Origin of the sequence: Enterobacter cloacae complex sp. CARB60 (assembly GCF_036487345.1) — a bacterium.
In the GTDB taxonomy this organism is placed as follows: domain Bacteria; phylum Pseudomonadota; class Gammaproteobacteria; order Enterobacterales; family Enterobacteriaceae; genus Enterobacter; species Enterobacter asburiae_D.
On record NZ_JAZKLC010000002.1, the window covers coordinates 4,760,043 to 4,772,562 of the forward strand.

Below are 12,520 nucleotides of genomic sequence, written 5' to 3' on the forward strand. Positions count from 1 at the left end.
GGCGCTCTATCACGTCATTTATGCCGTACGTTTGCGCAGTTCAATCTCTTCCACGATGCGCACATACATCTTCTCGTTAAGGTTGTAGAAGCAGCCCATCGCCACGATGGTGATGACCGCCAGCAGGCTCGGGTAGATAAATATCAGCTGCCGCAGCCCTTCAACCGTTCCGGCGGATTGCACCACGTTGGGCACATAGCCGATCTGCGTGAGCATGATCCCCGGGAAAAAGCCCGCCAGCGCCTGCGATACCTTCCGGAAGAAGGTAAAGCCGGTATAGACCGTCCCCTCGGAGCGCACGCCGGTGCGCCACTCGCCGTATTCCACGGTATCGGACACCAGCGCCCAGTTCAGGCTGTTCACAAACGCGGAGCCAAAGAACGCCAGGCAGGAGAACGCCACAAAGCTCACCGATCCTCCGCCGAAGAAGTAGTTGAGCAGATCGCCCGCCACCCAAATCATCAGCCCGCTGATGTAGACCTTTTTCTTCCCAAAACGACGCACCGCGCCGGGCATCATAAAGACGCCGATAAAAATACAGCCCATGCTGAAGAAGCCCATGTATGACAGCAGGATCGGGTCGTTCAGCACGTACTGCGTGTAGTACACCTGAATGGCGAGTTTGACGTTAAAGGCACCCAGCGTGCACAGGTTAGCGATGCACAGGATAAACAGCGGTCGGTTCCCGGCGATGGCGCGGAACGACTGCAGCAGGCCCGGTTTTTGCGCCGGGTTTGCAGGCTGTGTCTCGACGTAACGCTCGGTCACGCCCTTATAGCACCACCACATGAAGAACAGCCCGAACAGCGAGAAGAGGGTCGCAGCGAAGATATACCCAAGCTGGTCGTTACCTTCAATCAGGTTCATCACTGGCACAAAGCCCACGGTACAGAGCAGCAGGCCCAGCGTGGCGCCGCCCTGACGCCAGGCGGCCAGCGATGCGCGCTCGTCCGGGTTTTTGGTAATGGCGGGCACCATCGCGCCGTAGGAGCAGTTCATCATGCTGAAGAACAGGCCGTACAGCATGAACAGCACCGTCGCCATCACCGTTTTACCGGTGATTTCAAACGGCGTGCCGACGAAGTTGGCAATCGCCAGTAAGGTCACCGGGAACGCCGCGTACAGCACGAACGGGCGGAACTTCCCTTTCGGGCCAATCTTGCGCCGGGAGTCGAGCATGATCCCGGTACCCATATCGGTGAAGGCGGTAAAGAACTTCGCAATCAGGAAGATAATCCCGCCGTAGGTGCCCGGCAGCCCCAGCACGTCGGTGTAAAACTTCAGCAGATACAGCGTGCCGATATCCAGCAGGATGTTAGAGCCGAGATCGCCCATCCCGTATGCGAGTTTTTCTTTAAACGGCAGGCGTAGGGTTGCCGGGTCGGAAGTATGTTGACTCATTATTGTTCTCCGTCTGCCCGCAGGTTTCCCTGCGGGCGAGCCTTATCAGATATGACGTAAGGTGCTAAACAGATCTGCCCATTCGCTGTACTGGCGATAGAACACCGGCGGCTTGCCGAGCGGGGCATCAACGGTCACGTCACCGCCCTGGCAGGTTTCCCCGGTCCACGCATTGACCCAGCTGTCCTGCGGCAGATAGAGCGTCCAGTCGAGACGTCCCTCTTCATGAACCGGTGCCACCAGCAGGTCACGGCCAAACAGATACTGGTATTTCAGCGTGTAGGCGCGCGCGTCGTCTTCGTAGTGCAGGAACAGCGGACGCATCACCGGCAGGCCGCTTTTCGCGTTCTGCGCGACGGCGGCTTTGATGTACGGCTTCAGGGTGGTGAAGACGGTGGTCATGCGCGCGAAGTGCGCGATGGTTTCCGCGTCAGCGTCGAACTGCCAGTTGTCGCCCGGACGGTTGCCCTCGTGGGTACGCATCATCGGCGTAAAGGCGCTGAAGTCGCACCAGCGCAGCAGCAGCTCTTTGCTGCGCTTCATCTCGAACAGCGTCGTATAGCCGCCGATGTCGCTGTGGTGCAGGCCGTGCCCGGTCATCGCCAGCGAAAGGGCCGCAGGTACGACGGACGCCAGACCGTCGTCCAGGCTCCAGTCGACGTTCTGATCCCCCGCCCACATCATCACCGAGTGCTTCTGGCTGCCGGTGTAGCCCGCGCGCATGAAGAACAGGATCTCGCCGAGCTTGCCCGTCTCCTCCAGCGCCTCGTAGTTACACTTCGCCCACAGGGCCGGCCAGGCGTTGTGCATGATCTCCGCGCTGACGCCGTTGTGCAGGAAGGTATCAGTCGGCAGATATTCTCCGAAATCGGCCATCCAGCCGCCGCATCCCAGCGCGATCAGGTTCTTTTTAATGACCTCTTTGTACCAGCCGTAGGCCTCAGGATTCGTCAGGTCGATAACGCCCGCGTAGAACTCCCCGAACTCGACGTGGTAGTCCTTGCCGTCGGCGTCTTTGGTCAGATAGCCGCGCGTTGCCGCCTCTTCGCATAAATCACGATCGCTGGCGGCGTACGGGTTGATATAGGAGAGGAACTGCACGCCCTCCTGTTTCCACTGCGCAATACGCTCGTCAAGCTGCGGATAAAGTTCGCTGTTCCACTTCCAGTTCCACATCACGCGTTTGCCAAAGGAGGTCATGCGGATGCCGGACCAATCCTGCGCCCAGATGCCGTTCACCTTCACACCGCCCTGGCGCATAACGTCGAGCTTCTGCTGACACACCTCGGTGCCGCCCTGGATGCCAAGCGTCACGCCGTCGTAAACCCAGTCCGGCAGTTCAGGCTGACGCCCCAGCTGGCCGGTGAGTTTTTCCAGCAGATCGACGTAGGTTTCCGCACATTCGAAGCGCAGCGTGGCGTTATCTTCCCAGAACGCCAGCTCGTGGAAGTCAGGCGCGCTGAAATCGAAGTTCATATAGCAGCTGTTGTCCACGTGGCAGTAGTACTTCTGGGTGCTCACGAAGGTGGGCTGCGGGAAGAACGTCCAGTAGTAATCGCCGCCCGCGTTCTCTTTGCAGTCGGCCTGCCAGGTTACGTAGGTTTGCTTATTGCGGCCCACGCCCTGCTCGCTGGTCCACAGTGGGAACGGCTTGCCGCGCAGATCGAAGTACGAGAACTGCTCGCCGCAGCCGTAAATGTGATCTTCAGGTTTGGCCGCCAGACGCAGCCAGATGCGGTTATGGCTTGTGGCATCGTTTTTGAGCTTTAGCTCAAGACGGCCTTCCGCATCGACGCCTACCAGCAGCGTCGCGCTCACCGTATCGCCACGGGTAAAGCGGATCGCCCAGCCAGCGCTTTGCTGCGTGACGGTCGCATCCGTCAGGGCAATCTTTTCGTTGAGCTTGTCTTTGATGCTGAAGTTGCCGCGAAACATCTCGATATCGGCCTCACCTGCGCCGATCCACAGGCAAGGCTCATTAGTGGAATGGGATAAAATCAGACGGTCCTGCCAGCGCAGGGTGAAACCACTTTCGTTATTTTTCAGGTCAATATTGTGTAGGGTACGCATAAAAACTCCGTCTTTATTATTTGGCCAGGCTATCCAGTAATCCGGCGGCTACGGCAGGCGCTAAGCCCGGCGCCAGCGGCAGGCGGGGGATCGCCAGGCAATGCAGCAGATGGTAAATATCCTGCTTGCCGTCCCAGACTTTGGTGGTCACTTCGTTGTTGGTGTCCAGCTCCTGCCACCATGAGCCGTTTTCGTAATCCATCAGATACTTAATGCAGTAATCCCACCACTTCTGGTACCAGGCTTCGTACTGCGCCTCGCCGGTCACCGTGTAGAGGGCATAAGCCGTACCCATCGCCTCGACGATCGGCCAGCGCACGCGTTCGCGCACGATAGGCTTGCCGTCCCAGCCCACGGAGTAGACAAACCCGTCGGCCCCGTCGGGTGCCCAGGCGTCGCGGATGGTGGCGTGGAACAGCCCTTTCGCATCTTCCAGCAGCCATTCCGGCGGCGTTTCAAAGCGGGCTTCCAGCGCGGCGCGCAGGTGCAGCATCAGGCGCCCCCACTCGATCCAGTGTCCCGGCGTGCCGCCGTAGGCGCGGAAGCGGTGGGCGGGATTATTAATGTTGTAATCTCGGATTGGGTTCCAGTTCGTATCAAAATGCTCGTTAACGCGATACTCCCCTTTGCGTGCCACGTCGTGAATAATCACCGAGGCGATGCGCAGGGCGCGGTCGAGCCATTTTCGGTCGTGGGTTACGTCGTAGACGATCAGGAAGGCTTCCACGGCGTGCATGTTGGCGTTACCGCCGCGGTAATCTTCCGTTTCGCTAAAGGCCTCATCCCAGGACTCCAGGCACATTTGCTCCTGTTCGCTCCAGAAGTAGCGCTCAATCACCTCAATGGCATCGTCCAGCAGCCTGCGCGCCTGCGGATGGCCGGTGGTGACGGCGCTCGCCGCGCCCAGCAGTACGAAGAAATGCTGATAACCTTGCTTGGAGGCATCTATCACGCCCTCATCGTTAACGCAGGCGTACCAGCCGCCGTGCTGTTTATCGCGCAGCGGGCCGTTGAGGGCGTTAATGCCGTGCTCAACTAGCGCATAGGCACCGGGACGGCCCATGTTCGCTGCCACCGCGTACACGTGCAGCATGCGAGCGGTGATCCACAGATGGGTGCCCATATCGCTGCGGATTTGACCGTTATTGCCCAGCCAGCCAAAGCCGGTCGGTACGGCGGCGTTTTTGCCGAAATCGAGAATGCGGTCAGTCTCTTGTTCGAGCCAGCGGTTATGGCTCAGGGTGTTAAACCATTTCATGTTCGGGTCCTTTCTCAGCGGCGAGCCATCATTTCGTCGACGATCTCGCCCAGACGCTGCAGTTTTGGTACGGAAATATCGCGGAGCATCAGCTCGGTGTCCGGCAGGCCAATCACCGATGACCAGACGGCGCGACCGGCTAAAAAGCCCGATGCCCCCGCCTGCATCGCCACGCTCACGGCGCGCGGGAATAACTTATCGTCCACGCCGGAGGAGAGGATTACCCACGGCATGGCGATGTTCTCGTTCAGCTTCTGCGAGGCCGCCAGTAGCGCCTGCTGCGTGCCTTTGCCAAACAGCGGCATCTCCACTTTGTAAAGGTCGGCACCGCTGTCGCCCAGCTCTTTGGCCGCGTCGATAATCGCCTGTTCACGGTCAAACGCGGCACCGCGACGCGGCGGACGCACAACCGGCTCGATAATACTCAGTAGCCCGTTGTCGTGGCATAGCGTGTTGAACGCCTTCACCATCTCAAGACGCTGCTGCGGATCTTCATCGCTGCGCCACAGCACCAGCAGCTTCAGCGCCTTGCCGCCATCGCGTTTGACCGCCTGCGCGTCAATATTCTTGTCGATTACCACGCTGTCGACCGGGATCCCGTTCCCCGGAATAAACTCGTCAGCCGCCACAATCATCGCGCAGCTTTTGGCAACGGCCTGCTGCGCCACAATCTGGTGATAGCAGAACTGCTGGTCGACGAGAATGGCAGAGGCGTACGGCGAAAGAATCTTCGCCGCGTTGACCTTAAAATCCGTGAGGTGCTGGTCGGTTACCGGCAATGGCGCGCCTGCCGCAGCAAACATCAGGCGCATTGCTTCGCGCTGGTCCACGGCCAGCATCGCAAAACCGCCGGAAGGTCGGGTGATATCTTTCAGGGTGTACATCGTCATTCGTCAGTCCTTTTCGTATCAGTGTGTTTTTTTCAGCCCGGCAGATGCGCGAACCTGTTCCAGAATGGCCGTCCAGTCTTCGCGCCCGCGCCCGGCGGCGCGGGCCTGGTTGTAAACTTCGCGGGAAGCCGCGCCCAGCGGCATAGGAACGTGGAGCTGGTTGGCCACGTCCAGGGCGATCCCCAGATCTTTATGCGCAAGGTCGATCATGAAGGCGGGTGAAAGATCCCCTTTCAGCACCTTGTTCGGCCATGAGGTCGTAAAGTGGCCTTTACCTGCAGGCGTGCCGCTCATCACCTTGAGCGCTACGTCAAAGGAGAGGCCGAGAGCTTCGCACAGTACGGCCGCCTCTGCCGACAGGGCATTCAGGGCGATGCTCATGTAGTTATTGATAAGCTTCACGCGAATGCCCATACCCGGCCCGCCGGCGTTGATCAGCTCATTGCCCATTGCCATTAATACGGGGGTTGCGCGCTCAACCTGCTGCGCCGTGCCGCCAGCCAGCAGGAGCAGCGTGCCGGCGATGGCATGGTCAGAGGTTCGTCCGACAGGCACGTCCATAAGGCTGAAGCCGCGTTCAGCCATATCGCGGATCAGCGCGTCGGTTTGCAGCGGGTGGATGGTGGACATATCAATCACCAGCGCGTCGCGGGATAATCCTTCGCATACGCCGTGCTCGCCGAACAGCACGCTGCGCACCAGGTCGCCGTTTGGCAGCATGGTAATCACGAATTCAGCATCCGTTGCGGCCTGCTCGGGTGTTGCCGCCGCTCGTGCGCCGTTCTCCACGAGCGCCTGAGCCGCCTGCGGGTTGACGTCAAAAACGTTAAGCTGGTGGCCTTGCTTCAACAGATTCTTCGCCATTGGCGCGCCCATCTGCCCTAAACCGATAAATGCGATTGCTGACATGCCTTTCTCCTGTCACATCGTGTCAATTTCTGCGCGTTTGTGTTGTCTGTTTTTGATCGTATTTGTAATTTATAGTCAAAAAATTGACACGGGTCACTTTTTAAACATTTGATGAAATTAAAATGAAAGCATCAGAAATTGCAGAAGGAATCACCATGACTCGCATCGTTTGTGTCGGCATAACCGTGCTGGATCGCATCTGGTATCTCGATGATTTACCGAAAGAAGGTGGAAAATATGTCGCAAAAGACTATACGGAAGTGGGCGGCGGTCCGGCGGCAACTGCGGCCGTGGCGGCGGCAAAACTGGGCGCGGAAGTGGATTTTATTGGTCGGGTGGGGGACGACGATACCGGTAGACGGCTGCTGGCGGAGCTGGAGTCCCTGGGGGTGAATACCCGCTATACGCGCGTGTTTAAAGATGCTCGTTCGTCACAGTCGGCGGTGCTGGTTGACGGCAGCGGGGAGCGCGTGATTACGAACTATCCCAGCCCCGATCTCCCCGCCGCGGCAGACTGGCTGCGTGAAATCGACTTCTCGCAATGGGGTATCGTGTTAGCAGACGTGCGCTGGCATGACGGCGCAAAGCAGGCGTTTACCCTCGCCCGTCAGCAGGGTGTGACAACCCTTCTTGATGCAGATGTCACCCCGCAGGACATCGCGGAGCTGGTTGCCTTAAGCGATCACGCGGCCTTCTCCGCACCGGGACTCCGGCGCTTAACGCAGCGGGAGGAAACCGAAGACGCGCTGAAAAAAGCACAAACGCTCACAAACGGACATGTTTACGTCACGCAGGGGCGAGACGGCTGCTTCTGGCTGGAAAATGACTCGCTGTGCCATCAGCCTGGCTTTGAGGTCAACGTCATTGATACCACCGGGGCGGGCGACGTTTTCCACGGCGCGCTGGCGTTCAGCCTGGGACAGCAAACGTCCTCAGCCGACGCCGTGCGTTTTGCCAGCGCCGTCGCAGCCCTTAAATGCACAAAGCCCGGCGGGCGTGCGGGTATACCCGACTGTGATCAAACCCGCTCTTTTTTGTCACTTTTTGTATAAAATGCGGGGCGTGATGGTATTCAGAGGACAGCCCATGAGCCCTACCGAACTAACCGGCAACCCGCGTCACGATCGGCTGCTAACGCTGATTGCCGATCGCGGCTATATGAACATTGATGAACTGGCACAGCTGCTGGATGTCTCCACACAAACGGTGCGCCGGGATATCCGCAAGCTCAGCGAGCAGGGGCTGATCACGCGTCATCACGGCGGCGCGGGCAGAGCATCCAGCGTGGTGAACACGGCATTCGAGCAGCGCGAAGTCTCGCTTACCGAAGAGAAGCGTGCAATTGCTGAGGCGATTGCGGACTATATTCCCGATGGCTCAACTATCTTTATCACCATCGGGACGACCGTGGAGCATGTTGCCCGGGCGTTGCTTAACCATAATCATCTGCGCATCATCACCAACAGCCTGCGGGTGGCGCATATTCTGTATAAGAATCCTCGCTTTGAAGTCATGGTGCCGGGCGGCACGCTGCGTCCGCATAACGGCGGCATTATTGGGCCTGCGGCGACGGCGTTCGTATCGGGATTCCGTGCGGATTACCTGGTCACCAGCGTCGGGGCGATTGAGCACGACGGTGCGATGATGGAATTTGACGTCAATGAAGCCAGCGTGGTGAAAACCATGATGGCCCACTCTCGTCACATTCTGCTCGCGGCCGATCACACGAAATATCAGGCGTCTGCGGCGGTGGAAATTGGCAACGTGGCGCAGGCGACGGCGCTCTTCACCGATGAGATGCCAGGCTCGGCGCTGCAAAATCATCTGAAATCCAGTAAGGTTGAAATGGTGCTGGCCTCTACCAGCGATGATATCGCCTGAAGCAAAAAAGCCGCTGATTTCTCAGCGGCTTTTTTGTTGTTATTTGAAGCTGTATTTCACTCCCAGCATCCCCTGGGTATCGCTGTAGCCTTTGTCGCCTATTTGCTGAGCCACATTGCCCCATACGCTAAGCTGCGGCGTAATCTGTCCCTCTACGCCTGTCTTAAGTTCACCGATATTGCGAGTGCCGCGCATTTCATTGCTGACGTCATCCATGCGGATGCGCGTGGTCTGGGTATTGTGGATCCAGTTTGCCTCGATAAACGGCTGGAAGGTCCGTGATTTACCGTCGTCAATCGCATTATGGCCGCTGATGTAGGCCTTCACGCCGAGACGTGTCATCAGGTTCCCCTGGGTTTCGTCTTTCACCCGCGTACCGTTGCGTTCGCGATGATCGTCAGCCTGCACGTCCATCCAAACGGCCTGCGCCTTCGGCTGGATCCAGTAGCTGTTGCGACCGCTTTCGCCTACCTTAACGCTATAGCCAGCTTCTACAGAAGCGGTCACGCCGCTGGAGCGATAACGCTCTGTGGCCTGGTCCTGCCCCATAACCTTATTGTCGAACCAGTTATACAGCATCCAGCTATCCACGTAGGTACCACTTTTATCCGCGTCGTTTGCGTACCAGGTACCGTACAGCCCTACGCTATAGCCATTCACTTCACCGCGTGAGCGGTATCCGGTCAGGCTGGAAGCACTCCGGCTCTGGCTGTTGCCGTAGCCCGCCATCAGGCCAAGATGCCACCGATCCAGGCCGTCGGTGCTCCACTGGGCGACATCACCACCCAGCTGCAGTACGTAGCGATTGGCGGTGGTTTTTAGCTGACCGCTGCCGTCCCTGAAACGCGTATGGCCGCCGACGTTACGCATCCACAGACTCGTTACTTTTTGCTCGCCGGTGAGCATGTCGGTGTACTGCGTTTCACCCAGACGATCGTGCAGGCGGGTCATAAACAGCGTATTTGCCGCATAGCTGTTCGCCTGATAGCTACCAAATTCCGGGCGATATTGATGCTCGCTTTTTGGTGGTGCAGGCGGTGGAACCGGCTCTTGAGGCGGAATCACCGGGTCAACAGGCGGATCGATCGGGTCGACAGGTGGGGCTACGGGGTCGACAGGCGGGTCCACAGGGTCGACAGGTGGGTCTACCGGGTCAACCGGTGGATCAACGGGCTCAGCCAGGCTGGTCAGAAACCAGTTTTTACCTTTTTGCACAACGTTATAGTCATAACCCCCCGCTACGATACGGCTGGCCTTCTCAAACGTTCCGTCAGAGTTGCCGCCCACGCTGACAATTTCAATCCCTTCTACGGTTTGTGCGCCAGTACCGCCAATGTTATTCACTTCCACTCCGGTATGACCGGAGGTGTTCCCTTCAACGATCAGTTTGTCCGTTTCAGAGGTGTCGTCAAACAGCACGGTATTGAAAACCAGCTTGCCGCCGTTGCCGATAAAATCGTCACTGATGGTCAGAGTTTGCCACGCCGCATCCTCAGCATGCTGGAAATTAATCGTGCCGCCCTCATTCAGCGTCAGGCTGGTCAGCGTTGAGCTGTCACGCATATTCCACACGGCATCATTCATCGTAAGCGCGATAGTCCCGCTACCGTTGGCGTTGCTCTCAATATAAGACGCCCCGTTCCAGAGTGAGTTATCCTGCATGGTTAGCGCGATCGCGCTGTTTTGCGCTGCCGCAGTGCTGGTGGCCGCGACGCCGCCTGCGGAGAGGATATCGCCGTTGAGGATGAATTTTCCGCCCGCTGAGGCATCAATCACGCCACCGTTGCTGGCGTTCAGAGCATAGCTACCGTTGTCGCGCTGGCCAGCAGTGGTAATGGTTGCGCCACCCTCGAGCGTTATCACACCGCGCGACCAGGCATACATCCCGTGCGGCGCTTGCGCGGAGCTGCTGGTTTTCTCGCTGCTGTTGACCGCAATGGTGACGTTATCACCAAGATTCACCGCGCCTGTGTACGCATAGACGCCATGTGCGCTGGCACCGTTGGTGGTGATGGTCGCGCCTTCATCAAGGGTGATGGTTGACGAGCCGGTAGAGTACACCCCAGAGGCGCTGGCCGCGTCGGTGGTTATCGTCGCGTTTTTTCCCAGCTCAATTTTAGATGCGGAACCTGCATACAGGCCGTAGGCCGATGTGCCGTACGTTTCGATGGCGGCTTCATTACCCAGACGGACGTATGAGCCGCTCTGGTTGGTACGGATCCCCTCGGCGTAGGTACCACGCGTAACAATATGCGCACGATCGCCGACGATAACGTTATTTTTGGCCTTTGACGCATCATTCAGTGCATAGGCGCTGATGCCTCGACCGGTACTACCGGTGGTTTCGATATAGAGATCGTCACCTACATAAATATTGGCGGAGCCGAGAGAGCCCTGGCTGAAGGAGCTATATCCGGCATTAATGCCGTCACCGCTTTGGCCATTAACGTAAATGTGGGTGCGGTCGCCGGTAATGATAAACACCGGGTTGTCCGGCGTGTTCATCCCATGGGTACGAATGCCGTCGACGTCTTTACCATTGTTGGCGGCCACTTTTGACTGGGTGCGAATAGTCAGATCGTCACCAAATATCACTCCCGGGCTGCCGGACGTGGAGTTCTGAATCACGGTTACCGAATGCTCAAAGGCTTCTGCCCCCGGTCCCTCCAGGGTGATCCCATCTCCGTAGATCGGGATATTACCCGCGCTGTACTGGTAAACATAGTTAGGGTCGCTGGTATTTTTGCTAAAGTTCGCGTTTGCCGTTGCTGGAATCAGCGCCTGTATTTCTGCAGGCAAATCCGTTACTGCTCCGGAGGCAGGTAAATTAGCAAAATCTATTACCGCTGCATGTGCGGCAAATAGCGCTGACGATAACGCCAGAGAAATCGCAGCGGCGATTGGTGAATGTTTCATTAAATATGGCATAACTGCCCCCTTTCTTTCAGGCGTAGAACACCCTCCACACCATTAAATGTGGGTATATTAAGTGGTTGAAATTACAAAATAGAAACGAGAATTTTATGAATACTGTTGCCTAACTTCCTCTCAAGTCGTACTTTATGAACATAAATTTTTTTAACATCAATGCTGTCTGTTTTTATAATCTCCTGGAGACACGCTCCTGATAAAAATCGGTTAAGTAAAGTGAATTCGACGGTATTCAACGTACTTCCTCGTCTACTATTCACCCGTCTGCCGGAGAAAAGATGGCTAATTTTTTCCTGTAATATAACGTCATTATCATCCGAATAAATAACTCCCTTTATTTCACTGTGGTGATTGAATAAGTAATTAGCTAGCGCCTCCAGTTTGCGGTCCGTGATAATGACGATGTTCATGTTGGTTATCGTCAAACGTTCAATCCATTGCGGATCGGCAAGCACACGCAGGTTGTGCATCGAAAAATCTACAAAAATAAATCCACGTGATAAGTGATTCTTGTTCCCACGCAATATTTTATTTTCTACTGCAATCTGCAGGAAATGATTGCCAACAGGCCAAACCGCGAACGAGGCGTTGCCACAGTATTGTGATCGTACTGCGTTATCTGGATATAACTGACAGGACAATTCACAGCTTATACAGCGGACAACCTTTTGCGACGATGTTATCATCCAGTCCACTCCTGTCTTATTTTCATAGTCAATATTTCACTGCCGCTCAAATGTGTCAATCTTGAAACATATTTGGTGATCCTGCCTTATTTACGAAAAACAATGGCAGAGAATATAAATTCCTGGTGGTCTCTATTCTGTCAGGCCGTCGTCATAGCGAAAGAACATCCGCTGGCAGAAGTAAACCAGGAATATTCATCAATCCTTTAAGATTATTCGACAAAAAAAAGTCGAAAAGGAGATTCACGAAATAGCACTAATAGCTAAAGATTCGTTTCTTCTTTCTGCCGTTACGTCAGTCTTTTCTCTGGTTGCGGCTCAATATAGTTATTTAGCCTGGCGAAGTGTAATGAAATCTCATTATGTCGTTTTAGATGAGGAAAACCTAAGAAAAATGGCTTGTAACAGATTGAAAAATAATATGTTGTTTTTAATCTTAGGTGGGATGGTATCGCGTCCTAATCCATCTGACCTATAATGTTGTTAAATATACG

At 56.2% G+C, this 12,520-nt stretch carries 9 protein-coding genes; 2 read left to right on the top strand and 7 right to left on the bottom strand.

What is annotated here, in order from left to right; genetic code table 11:
• Positions 1-18: 18 nt before the first annotated feature.
• From V4835_RS23895 to yihU, 5 genes are read right to left on the bottom strand one after another with little or no spacing between them, the layout of a single operon-like run.
• Positions 19-1,401, bottom strand: coding sequence for an MFS transporter (locus tag V4835_RS23895; protein WP_003861932.1), 1,383 nt, complete (start codon positions 1,399-1,401; stop codon positions 19-21).
• 45 nt (positions 1,402-1,446) lie between these two features.
• Positions 1,447-3,471: an alpha-glucosidase gene (locus tag V4835_RS23900; protein ID WP_331413997.1), complete on the bottom strand. Its 2,025-nt coding sequence runs from the start codon at positions 3,469-3,471 to the stop codon at positions 1,447-1,449.
• A 16-nt stretch (positions 3,472-3,487) separates the two neighbouring features.
• Positions 3,488-4,729, bottom strand: a complete 1,242-nt coding sequence (gene yihS / locus V4835_RS23905) for a sulfoquinovose isomerase (RefSeq protein WP_063144314.1) — start codon at positions 4,727-4,729, stop codon at positions 3,488-3,490.
• Between the two features lie 14 nt (positions 4,730-4,743).
• Complete coding sequence (gene yihT, locus V4835_RS23910; protein WP_331413999.1) at positions 4,744-5,619, bottom strand: sulfofructosephosphate aldolase; 876 nt, start codon at positions 5,617-5,619, stop codon at positions 4,744-4,746.
• A gap of 18 nt (positions 5,620-5,637) precedes the next feature.
• Positions 5,638-6,528: a sulfolactaldehyde 3-reductase gene (gene yihU / locus V4835_RS23915; protein ID WP_331414001.1), complete on the bottom strand. Its 891-nt coding sequence runs from the start codon at positions 6,526-6,528 to the stop codon at positions 5,638-5,640.
• Between the two features lie 155 nt (positions 6,529-6,683).
• Between yihU and V4835_RS23920 the strand changes: the two genes are divergently transcribed.
• A complete protein-coding gene (locus tag V4835_RS23920) occupies positions 6,684-7,580 on the top strand; it encodes a sugar kinase (RefSeq protein ID WP_331414003.1) in 897 nt (298 codons plus the stop codon).
• 34 nt (positions 7,581-7,614) lie between these two features.
• Entirely contained in the window at positions 7,615-8,409 is a 795-nt protein-coding gene (locus V4835_RS23925; protein WP_063144317.1) for a DeoR/GlpR family DNA-binding transcription regulator, read from the top strand.
• 39 nt (positions 8,410-8,448) lie between these two features.
• On the opposite strand, the gene V4835_RS23930 is transcribed toward V4835_RS23925, so the two are convergent.
• Complete coding sequence (locus tag V4835_RS23930) at positions 8,449-11,337, bottom strand: autotransporter outer membrane beta-barrel domain-containing protein (protein WP_331414005.1); 2,889 nt, start codon at positions 11,335-11,337, stop codon at positions 8,449-8,451.
• Positions 11,338-11,408: 71 nt separating this feature from the next.
• The gene (locus tag V4835_RS23935; RefSeq protein WP_331414007.1) at positions 11,409-12,026 is read right to left on the bottom strand and encodes a helix-turn-helix transcriptional regulator; all 618 of its coding nucleotides are present in this window, start codon (positions 12,024-12,026) and stop codon (positions 11,409-11,411) included.
• Positions 12,027-12,520 lie beyond the last annotated feature (494 nt).